At 34.5% G+C, this 21,799-nt stretch carries 28 protein-coding genes, 2 tRNA genes, 1 rRNA gene and 1 other RNA gene; 10 read left to right on the top strand and 22 right to left on the bottom strand.

Annotated elements, in window-relative coordinates; translation table 11 throughout:
- Window position 1: 1 nt before the first annotated feature.
- The 16 genes from rplX to AAHN03_RS04260 form a co-directional block, all read right to left on the bottom strand.
- Window positions 2-334: a 50S ribosomal protein L24 gene (gene rplX / locus AAHN03_RS04335; protein WP_341754669.1), complete on the bottom strand. Its 333-nt coding sequence runs from the start codon at window positions 332-334 to the stop codon at window positions 2-4.
- Complete coding sequence (gene rplN / locus AAHN03_RS04330) at window positions 334-702, bottom strand: 50S ribosomal protein L14 (protein WP_341748182.1); 369 nt, start codon at window positions 700-702, stop codon at window positions 334-336. Before rplN ends, rplX begins: the two co-directional genes overlap by 1 nt.
- A gap of 102 nt (window positions 703-804) precedes the next feature.
- Window positions 805-1,050: a 30S ribosomal protein S17 gene (gene rpsQ, locus AAHN03_RS04325; RefSeq protein ID WP_341761530.1), complete on the bottom strand. Its 246-nt coding sequence runs from the start codon at window positions 1,048-1,050 to the stop codon at window positions 805-807.
- Window positions 1,051-1,054: 4 nt separating this feature from the next.
- Window positions 1,055-1,267 (bottom strand): 50S ribosomal protein L29, encoded by a 213-nt coding sequence (rpmC, locus tag AAHN03_RS04320; RefSeq protein WP_341761531.1) that lies wholly within the window; start codon window positions 1,265-1,267, stop codon window positions 1,055-1,057.
- Entirely contained in the window at window positions 1,260-1,670 is a 411-nt protein-coding gene (rplP, locus tag AAHN03_RS04315; RefSeq protein ID WP_341761532.1) for a 50S ribosomal protein L16, read from the bottom strand. Before rplP ends, rpmC begins: the two co-directional genes overlap by 8 nt.
- Before the next feature lie 15 nt (window positions 1,671-1,685).
- Window positions 1,686-2,345 (bottom strand): 30S ribosomal protein S3, encoded by a 660-nt coding sequence (rpsC, locus tag AAHN03_RS04310; protein WP_341762587.1) that lies wholly within the window; start codon window positions 2,343-2,345, stop codon window positions 1,686-1,688.
- A gap of 3 nt (window positions 2,346-2,348) precedes the next feature.
- Window positions 2,349-2,708, bottom strand: coding sequence for a 50S ribosomal protein L22 (gene rplV / locus AAHN03_RS04305; protein WP_341748177.1), 360 nt, complete (start codon window positions 2,706-2,708; stop codon window positions 2,349-2,351).
- A gap of 2 nt (window positions 2,709-2,710) precedes the next feature.
- Window positions 2,711-2,989 carry a 30S ribosomal protein S19 gene (rpsS, locus tag AAHN03_RS04300; protein ID WP_341748176.1) on the bottom strand — a complete coding sequence of 93 codons (279 nt, stop codon included), beginning with the start codon at window positions 2,987-2,989 and terminating at the stop codon, window positions 2,711-2,713.
- A gap of 13 nt (window positions 2,990-3,002) precedes the next feature.
- A complete protein-coding gene (gene rplB / locus AAHN03_RS04295) occupies window positions 3,003-3,824 on the bottom strand; it encodes a 50S ribosomal protein L2 (RefSeq protein ID WP_341762588.1) in 822 nt (273 codons plus the stop codon).
- On the bottom strand, window positions 3,825-4,124 hold the full coding sequence (locus AAHN03_RS04290) for a 50S ribosomal protein L23 (protein WP_342278253.1): 300 nt from the start codon (window positions 4,122-4,124) through the stop codon (window positions 3,825-3,827). It lies immediately after the preceding gene.
- Complete coding sequence (gene rplD, locus AAHN03_RS04285) at window positions 4,121-4,744, bottom strand: 50S ribosomal protein L4 (protein ID WP_342278252.1); 624 nt, start codon at window positions 4,742-4,744, stop codon at window positions 4,121-4,123. The genes AAHN03_RS04290 and rplD overlap by 4 nt, the downstream gene beginning before the upstream one ends.
- A gap of 5 nt (window positions 4,745-4,749) precedes the next feature.
- On the bottom strand, window positions 4,750-5,400 hold the full coding sequence (rplC, locus tag AAHN03_RS04280; protein WP_341761536.1) for a 50S ribosomal protein L3: 651 nt from the start codon (window positions 5,398-5,400) through the stop codon (window positions 4,750-4,752).
- Window positions 5,400-5,723 (bottom strand): 30S ribosomal protein S10, encoded by a 324-nt coding sequence (rpsJ, locus tag AAHN03_RS04275; protein WP_341748171.1) that lies wholly within the window; start codon window positions 5,721-5,723, stop codon window positions 5,400-5,402. The genes rplC and rpsJ overlap by 1 nt, the downstream gene beginning before the upstream one ends.
- A gap of 131 nt (window positions 5,724-5,854) precedes the next feature.
- Window positions 5,855-7,039, bottom strand: coding sequence for an elongation factor Tu (tuf, locus tag AAHN03_RS04270; protein WP_341748170.1), 1,185 nt, complete (start codon window positions 7,037-7,039; stop codon window positions 5,855-5,857).
- An 84-nt stretch (window positions 7,040-7,123) separates the two neighbouring features.
- Window positions 7,124-7,197 (bottom strand) — tRNA-Gly (locus tag AAHN03_RS04265).
- A 20-nt stretch (window positions 7,198-7,217) separates the two neighbouring features.
- Window positions 7,218-7,303: transfer RNA gene (locus AAHN03_RS04260), tRNA-Tyr, on the bottom strand.
- Window positions 7,304-7,754: 451 nt separating this feature from the next.
- Here AAHN03_RS04260 and rlmB point away from each other — a divergent pair.
- The 4 genes from rlmB (at window position 7,755) to AAHN03_RS04240 (ending at window position 10,183) form a co-directional block, all read left to right on the top strand.
- Window positions 7,755-8,489 carry a 23S rRNA (guanosine(2251)-2'-O)-methyltransferase RlmB gene (gene rlmB, locus AAHN03_RS04255; RefSeq protein WP_341762591.1) on the top strand — a complete coding sequence of 245 codons (735 nt, stop codon included), beginning with the start codon at window positions 7,755-7,757 and terminating at the stop codon, window positions 8,487-8,489.
- A gap of 127 nt (window positions 8,490-8,616) precedes the next feature.
- A complete protein-coding gene (locus AAHN03_RS04250; protein ID WP_342278251.1) occupies window positions 8,617-9,171 on the top strand; it encodes a hypothetical protein in 555 nt (184 codons plus the stop codon).
- The gene (locus tag AAHN03_RS04245) at window positions 9,152-9,580 is read left to right on the top strand and encodes a hypothetical protein (RefSeq protein ID WP_342278250.1); all 429 of its coding nucleotides are present in this window, start codon (window positions 9,152-9,154) and stop codon (window positions 9,578-9,580) included. Before AAHN03_RS04250 ends, AAHN03_RS04245 begins: the two co-directional genes overlap by 20 nt.
- 102 nt (window positions 9,581-9,682) lie before the next feature.
- The gene (locus AAHN03_RS04240) at window positions 9,683-10,183 is read left to right on the top strand and encodes a hypothetical protein (RefSeq protein WP_342278249.1); all 501 of its coding nucleotides are present in this window, start codon (window positions 9,683-9,685) and stop codon (window positions 10,181-10,183) included.
- 544 nt (window positions 10,184-10,727) lie between these two features.
- Here AAHN03_RS04240 and AAHN03_RS04235 read toward each other — a convergent pair.
- From AAHN03_RS04235 to AAHN03_RS04215, 5 genes are all read right to left on the bottom strand, one after another.
- A complete protein-coding gene (locus AAHN03_RS04235; protein WP_342278211.1) occupies window positions 10,728-11,789 on the bottom strand; it encodes an IS110 family transposase in 1,062 nt (353 codons plus the stop codon).
- 145 nt (window positions 11,790-11,934) lie between these two features.
- Window positions 11,935-12,096 (bottom strand): hypothetical protein, encoded by a 162-nt coding sequence (locus AAHN03_RS04230; protein WP_341761540.1) that lies wholly within the window; start codon window positions 12,094-12,096, stop codon window positions 11,935-11,937.
- 301 nt (window positions 12,097-12,397) lie between these two features.
- Window positions 12,398-13,900 (bottom strand): 16S ribosomal RNA (locus AAHN03_RS04225).
- A gap of 214 nt (window positions 13,901-14,114) precedes the next feature.
- On the bottom strand, window positions 14,115-15,263 hold the full coding sequence (locus AAHN03_RS04220) for an FAD-dependent monooxygenase (protein ID WP_342278248.1): 1,149 nt from the start codon (window positions 15,261-15,263) through the stop codon (window positions 14,115-14,117).
- A complete protein-coding gene (locus tag AAHN03_RS04215; RefSeq protein WP_341762595.1) occupies window positions 15,263-15,523 on the bottom strand; it encodes a monovalent cation/H+ antiporter complex subunit F in 261 nt (86 codons plus the stop codon). Before AAHN03_RS04215 ends, AAHN03_RS04220 begins: the two co-directional genes overlap by 1 nt.
- A 372-nt stretch (window positions 15,524-15,895) precedes the next feature.
- On the opposite strand from AAHN03_RS04215, the gene AAHN03_RS04210 reads away from it, so the two are divergent.
- The 6 genes from AAHN03_RS04210 to AAHN03_RS04180 all read left to right on the top strand — a co-directional run bounded on the left by AAHN03_RS04210 (window position 15,896) and on the right by AAHN03_RS04180 (window position 21,042).
- Complete coding sequence (locus AAHN03_RS04210) at window positions 15,896-16,897, top strand: NAD(P)/FAD-dependent oxidoreductase (RefSeq protein ID WP_342278247.1); 1,002 nt, start codon at window positions 15,896-15,898, stop codon at window positions 16,895-16,897.
- The gene (locus AAHN03_RS04205) at window positions 16,897-17,781 is read left to right on the top strand and encodes a bifunctional 5,10-methylenetetrahydrofolate dehydrogenase/5,10-methenyltetrahydrofolate cyclohydrolase (RefSeq protein ID WP_342278246.1); all 885 of its coding nucleotides are present in this window, start codon (window positions 16,897-16,899) and stop codon (window positions 17,779-17,781) included. Before AAHN03_RS04210 ends, AAHN03_RS04205 begins: the two co-directional genes overlap by 1 nt.
- 262 nt (window positions 17,782-18,043) lie before the next feature.
- Entirely contained in the window at window positions 18,044-18,847 is an 804-nt protein-coding gene (locus tag AAHN03_RS04195) for an outer-membrane lipoprotein carrier protein LolA (protein ID WP_410521323.1), read from the top strand.
- Window positions 18,848-18,883: 36 nt separating this feature from the next.
- Window positions 18,884-18,979: signal recognition particle sRNA small type (ffs, locus tag AAHN03_RS04190), an RNA gene on the top strand.
- A 59-nt stretch (window positions 18,980-19,038) separates the two neighbouring features.
- Window positions 19,039-20,706 carry a DNA polymerase III subunit gamma/tau gene (gene dnaX, locus AAHN03_RS04185; RefSeq protein ID WP_342279181.1) on the top strand — a complete coding sequence of 556 codons (1,668 nt, stop codon included), beginning with the start codon at window positions 19,039-19,041 and terminating at the stop codon, window positions 20,704-20,706.
- Window positions 20,707-20,718: 12 nt separating this feature from the next.
- Window positions 20,719-21,042: a YbaB/EbfC family nucleoid-associated protein gene (locus AAHN03_RS04180; protein ID WP_341761546.1), complete on the top strand. Its 324-nt coding sequence runs from the start codon at window positions 20,719-20,721 to the stop codon at window positions 21,040-21,042.
- 142 nt (window positions 21,043-21,184) lie between these two features.
- On the opposite strand, the gene AAHN03_RS04175 is transcribed toward AAHN03_RS04180, so the two are convergent.
- Entirely contained in the window at window positions 21,185-21,751 is a 567-nt protein-coding gene (locus AAHN03_RS04175; protein ID WP_341761547.1) for a cell cycle transcriptional regulator TrcR, read from the bottom strand.
- Window positions 21,752-21,799: the final 48 nt, after the last annotated feature.

Raw genomic sequence — 21,799 nt, 5'->3', positions numbered from 1 at the left:
ATTACTTACCTTCCTTACTACTAATAATTTCACCAGACTTCTTAGCTACTCTTACTTTAGAACCATCTTCTAGAAATTTAAAAGCAACTTTTGTATGGTTACCTGTTTTAGGATCTATGTGAGCAACATTGGATATATGTATGGATAATTCCTTTGACACTATGCCACCTTCACTTGTTTTACTCGCCTTAACATGCTTGCGAACAATATTTATACCCGAAACAATAGCTCTATTTTGCTCAGGCAAAACCTTTAAGACCTTACCCTTTTTTCCCTTATTTTTTCCGGTGATAACAATAACTTCATCACCTTTTTTAATTTTTAGCTTAATCATTACAACACCTCTTCTGCAAGTGACATAATCTTAACGAATTTTTTTGCCCTTAATTCTCTAGTTACAGGACCGAAAACTCTTGTACCTATTGGTTCTCCTTGCTTATTTAAAAGTACTGCTGCATTAGAATCAAATTTAATTGTACTACCATCTGCCCTTCTAACACCCTTTTTTGTTCTAACAATTAGAGCCCTATGTACGTCACCTTTTTTTACTTTTCCGCTTGGTAAAGCTTCTTTTATAGATACCACAATGACATCCCCAAGATTTGCTATCATGTGATGTGAACCACCAAGCACTTTAATACACATAATTTTTTTAGCACCAGAGTTATCCGCAACATCTAAGATGCTCTGCATCTGAATCATAACTTACTTCCACTTGAGAATTTAATAACGCAACACAATAAACAATCTAAACAACAAAGTCAAAGGATAAAACTCACCATTCTGTAACAACTAAACCTATTATTAAAGAGATACCTCTACATCCCCTAACACTACCCAAGACTTAGTTTTAGATATAGGGCGACTTTCAACTATACTAACCTTATCACCATCCTTATAAGTATTTTCTGAATCATGAGCAGCATATTTTTTAGAAACTTTCACAATTTTTTTGTATATAGGATGCTTAAACCTACGCTCTACTTTAACTGTAATAGTCTTATCAGTTTTTGAACTTACAACAACACCCTGTAGCACTCTTTTCGGCATTTCCCTATTCTCCAGTTTTTGATCTTATAGTTAACTCTGTATTAATACGAGCTATTGTTTTTTTTACAAAAGAAAACCTGCTAGTATTTTGTAATTCACCTAATGTTCTCTGAAACCGTAGATTAAAAAACTCTTTTTTAAACAAAATTCTCTTTTTGTGAAGCTCTTCCGTAGTCTGCCCAACCAATTCCTTTGCTGATACCCCTAAATTATTCATAACGCCTCACTATCTTTGTTCTTACAGGCAATTTTGCACTAGCAAGCTCAAGTGCTTTCGTCGCTACATCATCTGTAACCCCTTCCACTTCAAACATAATTCTTCCAGGTGATACTCTCACTGCAAAAAATTCAGTAGAACCTTTTCCTTTACCCATTCTAACTTCCGCAGGCTTCTTTGACACAGGCAAATCAGGAAAAATTTTAATCCATAATCTCCCCTGCCTTTTCATACAACGAACTGCAGCCTTTCTTGCTGCCTCTATTTGTCTTGCGGTAACCCTTAAACCATCTAATGATTTCAAGCCAAAAGAACCGAAAGCTAGCATAGTACCAGCCTTTGCTTTTGAGGAAACTCTCCCCTTATGTGCTTTTCTAAATTTTTGTTTTTTTGGAGCTAACATTATTTTACTTCAAAATTAATTATGTTTCTTTCTACTTTCCACATGATCACCCCTATAGACCCAAACCTTTATACCTATAACTCCATAAGTTGTCATAGCTTCAGCAGTCGCATAGTCAATATCAGCTCTCAAAGTATGTAAAGGTACTCTACCTTCTCTATACCACTCTGTTCTCGCTATTTCAGCTCCAGCTAAACGTCCAGAACAAGCAACCTTTATACCTAACCCTCCTTGCTTAAAGCAGGCTTGGATAGCGGTTTTCATAGCTTTTCTAAAAGACACTCTTTTTTCAAGCTGCATAGCAATCGTTTGAGCAATAATGTTAGAGTCTATATTAGGCTTCTTTACTTCATGTATGTTAATATATATTTCTTCTAAACCCGTAATTTTTTGGACAGATTTTTTTAATTTATCAATGTCGTTACCACTTTTACCTATAATAACTCCAGGCTTTTTAGCAAAAATATTAATTATAACATTCTTATTAGAAGGCCTCTCTATTAATACTCTACTAACTTGTGCTTGCACATAGTTTTTATTAACTAGATTTCTAACCTCTAAATCTTGGATAAGAAGGACTTTATAGTGCTTCTTATCAGCATATAACACCGAGTCCCAACCTTTAATTAATGTCGGACCAACTCTAAAGCCATGCGGATTAACTTTTTGCCCCATATCTTATTTCCCCTCAACTTCAGTAACTGTAATATATAAATTACTAAAAAATTTATTAATCCTTGTTGCTCTTCCTTTAGCTCTTGGCATAATTCTTTTCATCACCAACGCCTTACCTACAGTTGCAGAAGTAATAAACAAAGTATCAATATCTAAACCAAAATTATTTTCAGCATTAGCAACAGCAGACTGCAAACATTTTTTTACATCTTGAGCAATTCTTCTAGGGGAAAAGGTAAGCTGAATTAGAGCCTCAGACACTTTCATATTCCTAATAGAAGTTGCAACCAAATTCAATTTCCTCGGACTCACTCTAAGAGACTTAGCAATTGCTGTAGTAGAGCCTTTATTCACCTTCACCATATCTATTTTCTCTTAACTTTTTTATCTGTGCCATGACCATGAAAAGTCCTAGTTGGAGAAAATTCACCTAATTTTTTACCAACCATTTCTTCACTTACAGTAACAGGTATAAATTTATTTCCATTATGTACAGCAAATGTTATTCCAACAAAAAATGGTAAAATTGTTGACCTTCTAGACCAAGTCTGGATCATTTCTGATTTACCAGATTCAATCAATTTTTGTACTTTTTTTATCAGATAACCATCTACAAAAGGTCCTTTCCAAACTGAACGAGCCATAATTACTACCTAATTACTTTCTTCTCTTAATAATAAATTTTGATGTAAGCTTATTCTTACGTGTTTTCTTACCCTTAGTTGGGAAACCCCATGGAGTCACTGGATGACGACCACCAGAAGTTTTTCCCTCTCCCCCCCCATGTGGGTGATCGACTGGATTCATTGCAACACCACGAACATGTGGTCTCCAACCTAGCCATCTATTTCTTCCGGCCTTACCTAAATTGGTATTTTTTTGATCAGGGTTTGAAACAACACCTATGGTAGCTTTACAATCTAACGGTATCAATCTAAATTCTCCAGATCGAAGCTTGATCTGTGCATAACCCGAATCCTTACCTACTAAATTAACAGAAGTACCAGCAGATCTTGCAATTTGACCACCTTTACCAACTTTCATTTCTACATTATGTAAAGTAGTACCAACAGGAATAGATTTCAAAGATAAACAATTTCCTACTTTTATGTCAGCTTCATCACTTGATACTATTCTATCTCCTATAATAAGCTTTTGTGGTGCTAAAATATAAGAATACTCACCATCATCGAATTTAATTAAAGCAATGAAGGAAGTTCTGTTAGGATCATATTCTATTCTTTCAACAGTAGCAAATACATCCTGTTTATTTCTTTTAAAATCAATTATACGATAAAGTCTTTTATGCCCTCCTCCTCTATGCCAAGCAGTGGTTCTACCCAAATTATTTCTACCACCAGTCTTAGATAAACCTTTAGTTAAAGCTTTATGAGGCTTACCCTTCCAAAGATCAGATTTATCAACCTGTACTAATTCTCTAAGGGATGGAGTAACTGGATTAAACGTTTTTAAAGCCATTTATTTAATACCCCCTGTAAAATCAATAGTATAACCTTTTTCTAACGTCACAATTGCTTTCTTTTTATCTGATTGTCTGCCGTTAATACCCTTAAATCTTTTTCTCTTACCTTTTACATTCATTATGTTAACTTTTTTAACCTTAACCTGAAAAATTTTTTCAACCGCCATCTTGATAGAAGCTTTCTCAGCACTACCAGCAACATGAAAAGTAAACTTATTTTGTTGCTCAGATAAAATATTGGTCTTCTCAGTGATCACAGGATTCCTAATAAGATCATAATGTTTATAAGACTTCACTTTAACCTCTTTTCTAAAGCATCTACAGCTTCTTGTGATAACAAAACATAATCATGGCGTATTATATCATAAACATTTGCACCAATTTGCGGTACTGAAATAGTATTTGGAATATTTTGTACTGCCAAAGAAAAATTGATATCAACCTCATCACCACTAACAATAAAATAACTTTTACCATGAAAATTATTTAATAATTTTATAAGATTAGAAGTTTTGGATTCATGTAATTTTAAAGAATCTACTATTAGCAGTTTTCCTTCAGCTAATTTTTCTGACAAAGCATGTTTTAAACCAAGTTTTCTAACTTTTTTTGGCAATTTTGTAGCATGACTCCTTGTTACTGGACCATGAGAAACTCCACCACCTCTCATTTGGACAGATCTTAAAGATCCTTGCCTTGCATTACCCGTACCTTTTTGCTTAAAAGGTTTCTTTGTAGTACCAAATACTTGCGACACTGTCTTTGTTTGATGTGTACCAGCCATAGCTTTAGCTCTCTGCCAATCAACAACAAGCTTGATAATATCTTCCCTAACAAAATCTACGGCAAAAACTTCGTTATCTAAATCAATCTCACCAACAGCTTCATTTTCAAGATTTAATAATTTGGCTTTCATATAGTTTATCCTATAGCTGTAATGGTTTTCTTAATAGCATCCTTAATGTAGACATAAGATCCTTTTGAACCGGGAATATTTCCACTAACTATGATTATGCTTTTTTCCATATCAGTATCGACTACTTTCAAATTTTGAATAGTAACTCTTGTACTTCCCATATGACCAGCCATTTTCTTATTCTTAAATACTTTACCAGGATCTTGTCTACCACCAGTAGAACCATGCGAACGGTGAGACACAGATACACCATGTGAAGCTTCAAGTCCTCTAAAATTATGCCTTTTCATACTACCAGCAAAACCTTTACCAATAGTAGTACCTACAACATCTATAAACTGACCAATAACAAAATGATCCACATGCAATGCAAAACCTACATCAAGGAAACAAGTTTTAGAAATTCTAAATTCCTTCAATTTTTCCTTTGGCGTAACTTGAGCATTAGCAAATACCTGCTTCATTGGTTTTGTTACTTTAGATAATTTTTTATCTTTTACCCCAATAACCAAAGCATTATAGCCATCCCTTTCTAGGGTCTTTTGTCCCACTACTTGGCAATCTTCAACTTGTAGAAAAGTAACGGTAGCTCTCTCACCCTTTTCATTAAAAATTGAACTCATACCAATTTTTTTAGCAATTAAACCGGTTCTCATTACTCAACACTCTCTAACTTAATCTCAACATCAACACCAGCAGGCAAATCAACTTTTTTTAAAGCATCAACAGTCTGAGGAGTTGGATAACTTATTATCAAAAGTCTTTTCTGAATTCTAATCTCAAATTGCTCCCTTGATTTTTTATTGACATGCGGAGACCTATTAACGGTAAATCTCTCAATTGTCCTTGGCAACGGAATTGGACCAATTATATCAGCACCGGTTCTTTTAACAGCCCCTACTATTTCTCTAGTACCTTGCTCAAGCGAGCGGTGATCAAACGACTTTAAACGAATTTTGATTTTTTGATTATTTTTCATTAACTAAACCTTTTTATAAACAGCTAGACCAGTCAAAGCACATTCTTTAATAGATTTACTCTAATTAAACATATTTTGCCTAACCCTAAAAAAATAGTCATCCTGAACTTTTTCAGGATGACTATTTCTTATTATTTTATAATCTTTGATACTACACCGGCTCCTACTGTCCTACCACCTTCACGTATAGCAAAACGTACGCCCTCTTCCATAGCTATTGGAGCGATCAATGCAATTTTCAGATTCGCATTATCACCAGGCATCACCATTGTTTTACCATCTTTCAAAGTGATTTCTCCAGTTACATCAGTCGTTCTAAAATAAAACTGTGGTCGATATTTATCTGTAAATGCTGTATGACGACCACCTTCTTTTGTGGTAAGTACATAAACTTCAGCTTCAAACTCAGTATGCGGAGTTATACTTCCAGGCTTAGCTAACACTTGACCTCTGCATACATCTTCCCTTTTAGTTCCACGCAGTAATATACCAACATTATCACCGGCTTCACCTTGATCTAATAGCTTCTTAAACATTTCCACACCAGTACAAGTAGTTTTTTGAGTATCTCTTATACCGACAATCTCTACCTCTTCACCAACTTTTACTATACCTTTTTCGATTCTACCAGTAACAACCGTACCTCTTCCAGAAATAGAAAATACATCTTCTATTGACATTAAGAAAGGTTTATCTGTATCTCTCTCAGGTTGAGGTATATATTCATCAATAGCATTCATCAACTCTTTAATCGCAGCTTCACCTTCAGGTTTTCCTTCTAGAGCCTGTAAAGCTGAACCTCTGATAACTGGTATATCATCTCCAGGAAAATCATACATTGATAAAAGTTCTCTGACTTCCATTTCTACTAAGTCAAGCAATTCTGGATCATCAACCATATCAACTTTATTCAAAAATACAACTATTGCAGGTACGCCAACTTGCTTAGCAAGCAATATATGCTCTCTTGTTTGAGGCATTGGACCATCAGCAGCAGATACTACCAATATAGCAGCATCCATTTGAGCTGCACCACTTATCATATTCTTTATATAATCTGCGTGACCAGGACAATCAATGTGAGCATAATGCCTTTTTTTAGTTCTATATTCAACGTGAGCAGTAGCAATAGTTATACCCCTTTCCCTCTCTTCAGGAGCTTTATCAATGTCATCATAATTAGTAGCCTGTGCTCCACCTTCTTTTGATAACACTAAAGTTATTGCAGCTGTTAAAGAAGTCTTACCATGATCTACGTGTCCTATAGTACCTATATTACAATGGGGTAGATCCCTTTCAAATTTTACCTTTGCCATAATTCATTCTCCACAATTTAAGATTTAATACAATTTAACATAAAAATACAAATTTATCCAATTTCCAATTATCACCAATACTCTTGGAGCGGGTGATGGGAATCGAACCCACGTGGCCAGCTTGGAAGGCTGGAGCTCTACCATTGAGCTACACCCGCGTATCTACCTAACCAACTTGTGGTGGAGGAAGAAGGATTCGAACCTTCGTACGCTCACGCGGGCAGATTTACAGTCTGCTGCCATTGACCACTCGACCATTCCTCCAAAGAATTTACGCAAGTATTAAATGGTCTAATTAAACGTAAAGCATATATATAACTTAGTATAAGTACCAACAAATCTTCTTTGCTCTTTTCCAAGGACATTTGAACTTCGGGCTACAAGCCTTTATAAATAAGGATATAACCCTTAAACAACATCAGTATCATTCCTGAGTAATCGCATGGGTGTTAACTTAAGAAGCCTCTATATCCTTCCCGCGGCAGGAATCCAAAAAACAGCCTAAATGGCTGTTAGGTATCATGGATTCGCCTACGCGGGAAGGACATCTTTTTTGTTATAAAGCTGAAACTCAAATGACCCCGGCTCTTTTCTCTTGAACTATCCTAAATAAGCTAATATTAAACTTACATTACTTCAGAACGTTTATCAGTTGTAACTTTCTATAATAAATAGTAGTTTGTGTCAAGAATAAATTACTCTAGGTTCTAATAAGATGAGAAATAAAGCTAAAATTTCTAAAGATTTGCACTATATATACGGCAAACATCCAGTATTTGCAGCATTAAGCAACCCAAAACGTTATATTCAAAATGTTTTATGTACAGAAGATATTTTCAATTTGCACAAAAATTTAATCTCTAACCACCCGTATGAGATTACCAACATAGATTACTTAACCCGTCTTTTTGGTTCAAATCATAATCATCAGGGAATAGCCGCTAACGTTAAAAGTATCTTCTCTAATCGTATTGAAGATATTGACATAACTATTCCTAATTGTAAAGTTGCTATTTTGGATCAAATAACCGATCCACAAAATATTGGTGCTATTATTCGTAGTGCAGCTTCTTTTGACATCACGACCATAATATTACCTCTAGATAATGCACCTGATGAAAATGCTACCATAGCAAAAACAGCTTCTGGAGCTTTAGAGCTAGTACAAATGGTTAAAGTCACTAATTTAAGGTGGTCAATAGAATATCTAAAAAAACATGGGTTTTGGATTATTGGTCTTGATGGCAATGCAAAACAATCTTTAAGTACAAAAATATTTTCAGATAAAATGGCAATAGTACTTGGTTCTGAAGATAAAGGAATCAGACGTCTAGTTAAAGAAGCATGTGATCACTTAGTTAAAATACCCATTTCAAGTAAAGTAGAAAGCTTAAATGTCTCAAATGCTGCTGCAATAGCGTTTTATTTGATTTCATTAGAGGCAAAATAAATAAAGCTTAATTATATAACATGAATTTTTAGCAAAATTATACTAGAAAATTAAGTAATTTTGTATATAATGACCAACCATAATCCGTTTTAAACGGATTAGAAATTTAATGATGAGTAGGAATTATATGCCAAATTTAGAATATGACAATAACCAAATATTAAAATTATTAGAAAAAGCTAAAAACAGCATAGGAACTAGCACCTTAACTATTGACAACAATATATTGAGAGCCATTGGTTTTAAAGGAATCCAGTATATTTTACAAAATAAAGTGCAATTTTCAGGAATGCTTGATAACGTCGATTCTATTAAGATTGACTATCTTAATAAAGATGATTTTGATAACTTTGAAGAGTTTATTTTATCAACCCCTCCGCTACAATATATACAAATAGATTGCCATAATTGCCATGATAATCACATTACATCTTTAAGCATAACATCTAGAGTAGAAATTAAATTTAGTGCAAACGATACTTTAATTAAAAATTTTTATAGCCAAGTTAAGGACTGTGATGCTAATAATCTAAGCAATGATGACTTAGCTAAGTTTGTAAAGAATGCTTGTAATACCTGTAATGAAGCGAAATCTACAAATGACAAATCAATGCAGTATCTTCATGCTTTAAAAATACTCATGAATTTTGATTTTACTGCAATTGATCAACGATCATTCTAATCTTAAAGATAAATTAAAATCTATATATGAATCACAAGAGGTAAAATCAGAAATTTACCATTTACAACAAGAAGATCTTCATTTCTATATGGTGAAAGTTACAGAAAAAAATTGTGATATGTGGAACGAATATGCTGTGAATCAGAGGCAAAATAGCAAAAACTATTATACTACACATACAGGTATACAAAAGGCAGACATTGGTATTACAGGATTTTTGCCTAGTTTACGTTATCATGACCAGTATCTTACAGAAACATATGTTGCTTTTGTTGCAAATAAAATTTGGCAAGATCACAATAAAATTGACCAAGAATCAATTGAAATGTTTGTGAGTATGATGACATCTAAAAATGCTCATTTTACTGGACATGTAGGGATTGCAAGAGCCGCTTCTTATAACGGGTAATTTCATAAAAATCTATCAACAAATTTGCATAGTTTTATTGCTAAAGCTACATTGGAGCATCATCTAGATAAAGAGTATATGATAACTGTTCCAGCCTCACATATGAGAACAATATTAATTAAATCATTTGAAGATAATAGTAAGATTTTTATAGGAGATAATAATATACAATATAGCGAAGAGCCTTTAGAATCATTGATAAACACCCATGAAGCAATGGTTATTGCTGGATATAATAAAAGTAATCGTATGAGCCTTGAGTACAATCTACATTTACTATCAATTCATTTACTAAAGCAACAAGCATTATTGGAACAAGAAAACACCAAGATGCCTTTAGAAGTTAAAGAAGGTAATGGTTATAAAAAATATGAGTCATTTAAACTTTCAGCACAAAATGGTATTATATTAAATGACTTAACTGCCAAGGATATGGAAGGGGAATACGCATGGTTTTTTAAAAGCCCATACCTTTTTCACAATTCTTCTACCCAAGAACCAACAATAACATGCGACCTCAAAACTCTCGCAGATTTTTTACCGGCATCTACAGAGCTGGAATATCAATCATCTGTAGAACTTATTGGTGATACAGCATGTTGATTACCCTGTATACTCGATAATCAAGTTTTTTAGAATTATTAAAAAATATGTCTATTAGCAAGAAGCCGCGAAAAAGCGGCGACGCGGCAATCTAGGATACGCCTAGAAAAAACAGCTTCGCTGTTTACTTCTCATCTTCGAGATAAATATGAGCAGAAATTATGCTATAGAACGTGAGTATTATGCGACGAGTGGAGTGTAGAATTAAATTCTCGTTACTGACTACATGTATGGACCTCCTGTAAAATGCAAGAAAAAAATAACATCTAATAGCAAAAATGCAAATGCATACATGTATCCGGCTTATAGTTAATAAATTATGTATAATTTATCCTACAGCCCTGATGGAATTCGCTGGCTTACAAACTATATACTTATCATTTTATCGGCTTCAAAGAGCCATTGTAGTCATCAGTTTCTTTGTAAGCTAAGGTTTGTCTTATTTACCATCAATATTATTATCTCACGCATATTCCGGGTTGGAATCTCTTACATATTCTTTGTTTACCTATTAATTAATAAACCACTATTTATTTTATGTTAATTATAATAGCTCTGTGCTACAAACTTTACTCTCTACATAATCATCCCCTGACCTTAGTACTGCAAACACCACTCTTGCCAGTTTATTAGCTACAGCAACTACTGTTTTATTATGTCCATTTCGCTCAGATAAATTAAACATCCACTGCGTAAATTTGCTAAAATCTTTTTTAGATTTTTGTTCTTCCGATGTAAATCTTATCTTGGCATTTAGTACAGCTCTAGCTCCTTGGATCAATAGAGTACGCAAGTAAACATCACCTCGCTTGCTAATTCCAAGCAACTTATCTTTCCCTCCACTGGAATGCTGCCTTGGCACTAATCCAAACCATGCCGATAATTGCCTGCCATTCTCAAAACTTGTAGCATTACCTATTGATGCTATTAAAGCAGTAGCAGTAATTAAACCAAGACCAAGTATAGCTGTTAATCGTTGATATTGAGTTAAGTTGCTAGCTATTATTTTTAATCTTTTTTCTATCTCTTTTATTTTTTTGTCATTATCCAAAAATTCCTCTTTCAGTTCACTAAATGTTTGGTAACCTAGCTGACTCAAATTTCCTTCATCTAAAATCTCAGTTAATTTTGTTACAACCTTATTGATCCCTTGAGGAATAATAAAACCAAATTCATGTAATAATCCTCTAATTTCATTCGCAAGTGCCGTACGGTTTTTTACCAATCTCTCTCTTACCCGATGAATTGACAAAATATCTTGTTGTTCTACAGTTTTAATTGGTACAAACCTCATATTTGGTCTTGTTACCGCTTCACATATAGCTTCTGCATCAGCTTGATCATTTTTATTAGTTTTAACATACGGTTTGACAAATTGTGCTGCCATTAGTTTTACTGTATGCCCCAATTTAGTTATTTCTCTTGCCCAGTAACTAGCTCCGCCGCAAGCTTCCATCCCTACCAAACATTTTGGTAAATTAGCCATAAATGTTAAAACTTGATCTCTCATTAATTTTTTCTTTAATACCGTCTTACCATTTTTATCTACACCATGAATTTGGAAAATTCTTTTTGCAATATCTATACCAATTGTGGTAACTTCCATCTTAGCCTCCTGATTGTTATTTTAATATTTAATATTAACTTTAGAAGATTAGCAACTGCTTTTCATTCTGTATATCAGGAGGTCCATACCATTATTTTTTCACCTGTGGAATTTTATAATAAAGAAATACTGATAAAAGTGTACTTTAATGACAAGAGTTTTTATTTGAAACAAAACAATGGTAATACACATAAGAAGCATTATGTTGACTAATTTTTAGTATGTCAAGTAGAAAAGTGATGTTTACATGACTACAAACTTCATGCCAAAACCACTGCGAACCTGATTCTTTAGACGTTTCAAGCACTTTTTCGTCTCGAAGATGAGTTACTTGGATCGCCACGGCATCTAAAGAGCCTTGCTATGACGATTATAGAAAAATGTAGGGTACTATGCATCCCAGCCTTCGCTGTCACCCATAACTGTTGAAATTCATCAAGTATATATATTGGGAAATATTTATTTTGCTAGGCTTGGTGAATACAAAAGAATACTTAAAGAAAAAGCTGTTTTTAAAATTTGATAAACAATCAGTTAAAGGTAGTGACAGCGAAAGTCGGACTTGAGCAAATATTACAAAAGTAATAACATGCTATAATTAAGTCTTTAAAGGAGGTAATCCAGCCGCAGGTTCCCCTACGGCTACCTTGTTACGACTTCACCCCAGTCGCTAATTTTACCTTGGTTGGCTGCCTCTTACGTTAGCTCACCACCTTCAGGTAAAACCAACTCCCATGGCGTGACGGGCAGTGTGTACAAGGCCCGAGAACGTATTCACCGCGGCATGCTGATCCGCGATTACTAGCGATTCCAACTTCATGCTCTCGAGTTGCAGAGAGCAATCCGAACTGAGATATCTTTTAGGGATTTGCTCCACGTCACCGTCTTGCTTCCCTCTGTAGATACCATTGTAGCACGCGTGTAGCCCAACCCGTAAGAGCCATGATGACTTGACATCGTCCCCACCTTCCTCCGGCTTATCACCGGCAGTTTCCTTATAGTTCCCGGCATTACCCGCTGGCAAATAAGAATGAGGGTTGCGCTCGTTGCGGGACTTAACCCAACATCTCACGACACGAGCTGACGACAGCCATGCAACACCTGTGTGTGGTCCAGCCGAACTGAAGGGATACATCTCTGCTTCCCGCGACCACCATGTCAAGGGTTGGTAAGGTTTTTCGCGTAACATCGAATTAAACCGCATGCTCCACCGCTTGTGCGAGCCCCCGTCAATTCCTTTGAGTTTTAATCTTGCGACCGTACTCCCCAGGCGGAGTGCTTAATGCGTTAGCTACGAAACCGAAAGAAATTCTCCCGATATCTAGCACTCATCGTTTACGGCGTGGACTACCAGGGTATCTAATCCTGTTTGCTCCCCACGCTTTCGTGCATCAGCGTCAGTTGTAGCCTAGATGACCGCCTTCGCCACCGGTGTTCCTCCTAATATCTAAGAATTTCACCTCTACACTAGGAATTCCATCATCCCCTACTACACTCTAGATTAGTAGTTTTGAAAGCAGTTCCGAGGTTAAGCCTCGGGCTTTCACTTCCAACTTACTAAACCGCCTACGCACTCTTTACGCCCAGTAATTCCGAACAACGCTAGCCCCCTCCGTCTTACCGCGGCTGCTGGCACGGAGTTAGCCGGGGCTTTCTTGGTCAGGTACCGTCATTATCTTCCCTGCTGAAAAGGGCTTTACAACCCTAAGGCCTTCGTCACCCACTCGGTATTGCTGGATCAGGCTTTCGCCCATTGTCCAATATTCCCCACTGCTGCCTCCCGTAGGAGTCTGGGCCGTGTCTCAGTCCCAGTGTGGCTGATCATCCTCTCAGACCAGCTACAGATCGTTGGCTTGGTAGGCCATTACCCTACCAACTACCTAATCTGACGCGGGCTCATCCATCAGCGATAAATCTTTCCTCCGAAGAGAATATACGGTATTAGCATTTATTTCTAAGTGTTATTCCGTACTGATGGGTAGATTCCCACGTGTTACTCACCCGTTTGCTACTAACTAATTCAGAGCAAACCCTAAATTAATCCGTTCAACTTGCATGTGTTAAGCATACCGAAAGCGTTCGTTCTGAGCCAGGATCAAACTCTCAAGTTTGATTCTGTCTACTTTTTATTCAAAAAATTGACAGGTTTAATTTATCACTTTTAGTGATAAGTACATTTTGCTGTCACTACCTATATCTGATTATTTACTTTTAAAAACAGCTACGAATAATTAATGTTCGTCTTTTCGTAGGAGTAATTATATGCAAAATCTACCATCCTGTCAACTGGTATTTTGAACTTTTTTTATAATTTCCTTATTCATTTTATCTACGACCCATGGCATACTCTACTAACAAATTTTTAATAGGCTGTATATTATCAATAGTTTTAAGCCCCAAACGTCTTAGATACCACAAGGTTTTTGAATGGTTTGAGAAAATACTATTTAAGCTTTCAGTAATCATATACATATGAAAATTATCATTTTGTCTTAATTTTTGATATCGTTCTAGCATTCCTGTACTTATACCACTACTAGCCACTAATTGAGTTAAAGTTTCAATATCCTTTATTCCTTGATTCAAAGCCTGACCAGCTAAAGGATGAATTGTATGGGCACTATCTGCCACAACTGCTATTTTATTATAAAAATATTTACTAGCTATACGAGCCTTTAAAGGAAAAGAGCTAATAGTACTATCTAAAGCAATAGACCCTAAAGAATTCCCACAATTTTTACTTGCTAAATACTCAAATTCTTCCTTTGGTAAGCTCATCAATAATGCAGCCTGCTCTTGCCCTGTAGTCCATATTATAGATGAGGCCTTTTGGTCCTTGAGAGGTAAAATAGCAAAAGGACCAGATGGCATAAAATGTTCAATAGCACAATTTTCGTGATCTTTCTCATGCTTAATATCAAATGTCAAGGCGATTTGGTTATAGGTTCTCTCTATTTTATTAAAAAAATAATATTGACGAACTTTAGAATTACGTCCATCACAAACAATCAATAAGTCACTATTCATAGTCTTATTGTCATCTAGATATATGGTTGAATGATCAGGTTTACTATCAACTTTTTTATAATCACACTGATCAATTACCTTAATCAGAGGGTTTTTTCTAACATTTGCTAGCAATATTTTCTTAAATTCACTATTTTTTACTATATAACCTAATGCATCATTTCCCTTAATATTTGACATACATAGCATCTCTGGTGCTTTATTATCAACAACATAGACGTCCAACATTTTGCTAGCTATCTTCTCAATCTCAAACCATACATTAAGGCCTCTTAGAAACTGTACAGAAGCAGGGGTTAAGGCGGTCGTTCTGATATCAGTACAAAAATTATCAGAATTTATCGATTGATACTCAAGGATGGTAGTCTTAATATCCTCTTTCGCAAACGATAATGCCGTAAGCATACCACTGAAACCACAACCCAATATTACTATTTCTTTTTCCATCACATCACATTATTAGATTGATTGATAAAATACTTTAAATATGCTCCACTTGCTATAAAACTTAAGAGAAAGTAAATTATAGCAATGTCTAGATAACAATTATTCATTTTAAATGAACCAAGAAAACAAATGAATAAGGTTATTATACTAGTTAAACTATTTAGCACTAAGAGTTTGACAAAAATATTTACATTTTTAATTAATAAATAGATCATTAAACCAATGAACAAAATATTGATAACTAAATAAAAATTTATCATGATACAAAATTAATTTAAACTGATTAGTTGATTATTTATCCATTCTAACATAAAATCCCGGTATCGTTAAACCCCAATTCGTGATAAGAATTAGTTAATTCTTATCACGAATTGGCTTTAATATAAGGAAAAATGCATTCTTAAAGCGGCTAACGCGAATGCATTTTAAACCTTTCTAGAGCTAAAAACATGATTTTAATTTTTTAAAATCATGTTTTTAGCAAAATATTAATTTAACAATCAGATGCAGAGCCGTCTCAAATCTGATTGTTTCGATAATTTCACCGAATTTGGGATAAGAATTGACAAATTCTTATCCCAAATTCGCGTGTTAAGAGTTTGACTATTTTTTATTTATAAAAATTTTATTTTATGCACAACACTGATATTATAATAATTGGTGCAGGTCCAGTTGGTCTATTTGCTATTTTTCAAGCTGGGATGCTTGGTATGCGTTGCCATGTTATTGACTCCCAAGAGATAATAGGAGGCCAATGCAGCCAACTTTACCCGGAAAAACCTATATATGACATACCAGCATATCCTAAAATTATGGCAGAAGAGTTGATAGCACAATTGGCATTGCAAGCACAACCGTTTGATCCGGTTTATCATCTAAATCAGCAAGTAGTACAGTTGAAAAAAGAAGAGGGGCAATTCCAAATTACCACTTCTAAAGACATCATAATTACTGCTAAAGTTATTATTATAGCTGCTGGATGCGGTTCTTTTGGACCTAATAGGCCTCCATTACCTAATATAGAAGCATTTGAGGGAAAATCAGTATTTTATTTTATCAATAACCGCAATAGTTTTGCCAACAAAGAAATTGTAATAGCTGGTGGAGGGGATTCGGCTGTAGACTGGGCAATATCACTCTCTGAAATTGCTAAAAAAATATATTTAGTGCATAGGCGTGAGAAATTTCGGGCGGCGAATGAAAGTATAAGGCAACTCAAAGAACTAGCAAATAGTGGTAAAATTGAGTTGGTAATTAATTATCAACTGAACCATTTAGTAGGAAAAGACGGCAAACTAGAAGCAGTCAACGTCAAAGATTTTGAGGGAAATATTTGTACTTTACCCGCGAATATTTTATTACCATTCTTCGGACTTGCCCAAGAATTGGGTCCCATAAAAAATTGGGGATTAAATCTCAAAACTAATCATATAGTTGTAGAACCTTCATATTTCGAAACAAATATTTCGGGCATTTATGCAATTGGCGATATTGCTAGTTATCCGGCAAAATTAAAATTAATTCTTACTGGTTTTGCCGAAGCAGCTAGCAGCTTACATCACGCCTATGGCAGGGTATTTGAGGGTAAGGCCTTACACTTCGAATATTCAACTACCAAAGGAGTGCATAAATAGTGAATGAACGTAGTAATATAATCAATGGTAAATATGTTGCAGAACAAATATTATCTAAGTTAAGGGCAGAGATTAATTTAATCAAGGAACAACACAAGTTAGTACCAACCCTTGCTATTATACTAGTGGGTGATAACCCAGCTAGTAGTATATATGTAAGAAATAAGATCAAAGCAGCAGGAGCAATTGGTATGAACGCCTTGCAAATAAATTTGCCCAATGAAATTGATATTGACCATATGCTGCATGAAATCAGTATGCTCAACAATGATTCAAATATTTCTGGAATTATCGTACAACTTCCTCTACCTGAACATATCAATAAAAATTTAATCTTATCTGCCATCAATCCTAGCAAAGATGTCGATGGTTTCCATCCTATAAATGTTGGTTATCTACATAGTAACTCAGGCAATGGCTTTATACCTTGCACGGCTCTTGGTTGCATTGATTTACTTAAACAAGTTGAACCAAATTTAGCTGGAAAAAATGCTGTAGTTATAGGGCGTTCTAATATTGTAGGTAAACCATTATCAGCTTTATTACTTAGAGAAGATTGTACTGTGACTATATGCCATTCAAGAACTCAAAATTTAAGTTCTATAACTTCCCGTACTGATATAGTAATATCTGCTATTGGATCTCCTTTAACACTAACAAAAGAATATTTCAGTCCTAACTCTATAGTTATTGATGTTGGTATTAGTAAACTTCCTAATAGCGACAAGATGGTAGGAGACATTGATTTTACCAATGTTGTTGATAAAGTGAGATATATAACCCCAGTTCCAGGCGGTGTTGGACCAATGACTGTCGCTTATTTGTTAAAGAATACACTTAAAGCAGCGAAACAAAATATAACACATATTAACTCCAATTCGTGATAAGAATTAGTCAATTCTTATCACGAATTGGCTTTAATATAAGGAAAGATGCATTCTTAAAGCGGCTAACGCGAATGCATTTTAAACCTTTCCAAAGCTAGAAACATGATTTTAATCTTTTAAAATCATGTTTCTAGCAAAATATTAATTTAACAATCAGATGCAGAGCCGTCTCAAATCTGATTGTTTCGATAATTTCACCGAATTTGGGATAAGAATTGACTAATTCTTATCCCGAATTCGCGTATATTAGGTATAAAAGATGAGCTGGCTTTGTAAAGGTATTATTGTCATTTATTGGTTTCTAACCATAGCCTATGCTGAAATAGACCTCTTGCATAACTCTACTTCTACTGGTAATTTGGGCATCGGGACTAGACTCGAATCCTCACGTACACTAGAGTACGCTACGATTCTGCGTTCCGATCCTCCTACAAATTCCCTAGTAGAAGCGAATTCTGCTAGAGCTCTAATATTAGAGAATAAACCTCTTGATAACAAAGCTACTGATCAACTCAAAATATATTTACGTGAAATAAAATCCATGGCTGTGGACTTTAGCCAAGAGGATTCAGCAGGGAATAAAGCTGAAGGTAAGTTATTAATAAATAAGCCTTCTAAGTTTCGATGTAATTATTACCCACCATTCCCTTTGGTGGTTATTGGTAATGCTAATTATGTTTCTGTGTATGACTATGATATGAAACATGTAAGTCGTATTAAGGCAGAAGAGAATGTATTTAATTTTTTATTAGAAGATAGTATAGATTTTGATAAATATTTCAAAATTGAGTCAGTAATAGATCAAGATAATATGTTTAAAATTACTATTTATCATACTTTATCAGAACGACATAGTCAGATTACCTTTGATAAAAAAACTAAACAAATAAAAAAGCTAGAAATACTTGAAGATGAAAATGTTATTACCATAATATTTAATCATATTGCAAAAGTACAAAAATTTGATGATGATTTATTTAAGCTTAAGAATCCAGACATATTCGGAACACCAAGTAGACTGACAAAAAGCGATATAGAAAAAAAATACAATTTAGCTACTTAAATAACTTGCCTCTAGATGATAAAAGAACTATTTTATCATGTGCTAGTAGTGGGCATTGGTGCTGTTCAGGTGGTCAGGTTCGAAAGGAAGCAGCCAAAATAGTCTCTAGTGGGTCATTACTAGCATACTCTTCTGTTTTCAAGAATTGGATTTGAAATCATTTGAGTAGATCATATTTTTGTGAATATACCATAGTGACAAAAACAACTGACCAATATATTAATTTTGCTAGAAAATATCGCCCTACTAATTTCTCTGAGCTATACGGACAAGAAGTTTTAACAAAGATTTTAAGCTATACTATTCTAAAAAATCGTATATCTCAAGGTTATCTTCTTACTGGTATTAGGGGTGTTGGCAAAACTACTTCAGCACGTATTATCGCTAAAACTATTAATTGTACCAATCTGATAGTTGAAGGTGATAGTATTAAACCTTGTGAGAGTTGTCAGAATTGTAGTAGTTTTAATAAAAATAACCATCCCGATATAATTGAAATTGATGCTGCTAGCAAGACAAGTGTTGATGATATCCGTAAAATAATAGAAAGTAGTGAATATAAGCCGCTAATCGCTAGGTACAGTATCTTCATAATTGATGAAGTTCATATGCTATCTAAAGGTGCATTCAACGCTCTACTTAAAATCCTTGAAGAACCACCAGCACATGTAATATTTATATTTGCTACTACTGAACCACAAAAAATTCCATTAACCGTAATTTCTAGATGTCAGCGATATGATTTAAGGAGGCTAACATTTGATGAAATTTTTCAATTGCTTCAGTTCATCGCTAAAAAAGAACAGTTAAACGTTGAGATAGAGGCTATGAGAATAATTGCGTCTAGATCCGATGGTTCAGCTAGAGATGCAGTTTCAGTACTAGACCAAGCAACTAGTTTGGCAGCAGGATATCTGATCACTCCTGAAATCGTTTATCAAATACTTGGTTTAGTGGATACAGCTAGTATAGTTAAGTTTTTTGAATATATTATTCAAAAAGATGCTGCTAAATCGATTGATTTAGTAAACAATCTCTATATGTCTTCAGCAAATTTAGAAACTTTTGTAGCATTAGTTGCTGATTTTACTGCCTATCTTAATAAAATAAAGATATTATACTCAAATGATTTGGAGAATGGGGACAATAAACAAGGGGTGAGCGAACTAGGCGTACATGAAGTACGTGAGTACGCGAATACCCCGCAAGTATTTGCAAAAACCAATTCTTCAAAGCAGAATAGTATACCTAATTATCAAAATCCTATATATGTATCTTTTAATGATAATGTTACAAATATTTTAACAAAAATTACTCTTCCTCAATTATCTATTATTTGGCAAATATATAGTAAAGGAATTATAGAGATGAGAACTTCACATAATCAATTGATAGAAGCTGAAATGCTGGTGATAAAATCTATTTACTCCCAGATGTTGCCATCGCTAGAAGAATTAGCGGAATATAATGATGGGGAACAACTAGAACAGCCGGTATTACAACAATCAACTCAGAATTATCAAATTACCGCTCTTCTTATCGATTTTCTTGAGTTTTTACATTTACATAATGAGATGGAAGTTTATTACAGATTACTAAACCAAGTGGAGTTAAAATCTTTTGTTCTTCAAACTATAGAAATTGCTGGAAGCGATCTCAATACAAAAATAAAAGAACAAATTGCTAATTTATTATTTGCTTGGTCAGGAAAAACTTGGAATGTTATCATTACAAAACAGTTAAAAATAATCACTCTTAAAGAACAATTGCTAAATAAAGTAAAATCAAGTCAAGATTGGAAAATTTTAACACAACACTTTCCAAATGTTACAATTTCAGATATTTTGTTAGAAAATTAAAAGGTACATAGTATGACAAATTTTAATCAATTTTTAAAACAAGCTCAGTCAATGCAGAAAAAAATGCAAGCAATGCAGGAAAAAATGGCAAATGCTGAATATTTTGGAAAAGCAGGTGGTGGGTTAGTAAATATTACCGTTAGTGGTCGTGGTGAGGTTCGAAAGGTCTCCATTGATTCCTCTTTGCTTAAAGAGACAGAGAAGGAATTATTGGAAGATTTAATTGTTGCTGCTTTCAACGATGCTAAAAGCAAGGTCGATGAAGATTCACAAAACTCTATGTCTGATGCTTTAGGTAATATTGGTTTGCCACCTGGACTAAAGATGCCATTTTAAATCCTCCCAACTTCCGCATGGAGGATTTGTTGCATGAACCATGAGTAGGTCATTCCCGCATAGGCGGGAATCTATAACATCTCATAGCCTTTGCAGGCATGTCTATAGCAACTACCGTTCGCGGCTTTTAAATTGCCCTGACTTATTCTTTAGCAGTTTTTTCTTGCTTAGATAAAAGCTGTGCTTGCTCAATACTCTTGTCTAATTCCACTTGACTACAAATTCCAAGTAAAACTGGATCACGTGGGCGAATGTTTTTCATGTTCCAGTGACTACGATCACGGATAGCTTCTATGGTTGACTTAGTAGTACCAATGAGTTTTATAATTTGATTATCTAAAATTTCTGGACAATTTTTAAGTAACCAATATATCGCGTCTGGTTTATCCTGACGTCTAGCAATAGGAGTATATCTAGATTGTTGTTTTTTCTTTGTACTTACCAAATCATAGGCACTACTCACAAAAAGTCTTAAACTACTACTTGGATCTTTCGTGCAACGCATTATTTCTTCTTGAGTTAATTGTCCTCCAGCAATAGGATCTAGCCCCATAATACCTTGGGACACTTCACCATCAGCAATGCCTTTAATTTCAAACTCATGAATCCCACAAAAATCAGCTATCTGCTTAAACGTTAAAGCAGTATTATCAATCAACCAAATAGCAGTTGCTCTAGGCAGTATGGGTAATTTTTGTTGTGAACTCATAGTAAAAAACTAATAATATAATATTGATATGTCTAGAAAAGATATAGT

Origin of the sequence: Candidatus Tisiphia endosymbiont of Myopa tessellatipennis, assembly GCF_964031105.1 — a bacterium.
GTDB lineage: Bacteria > Pseudomonadota > Alphaproteobacteria > Rickettsiales > Rickettsiaceae > Tisiphia.
The sequence above is the reverse complement of the archived record's forward strand: the minus strand, read 5'-3'. Positions and strand labels throughout refer to the sequence as shown.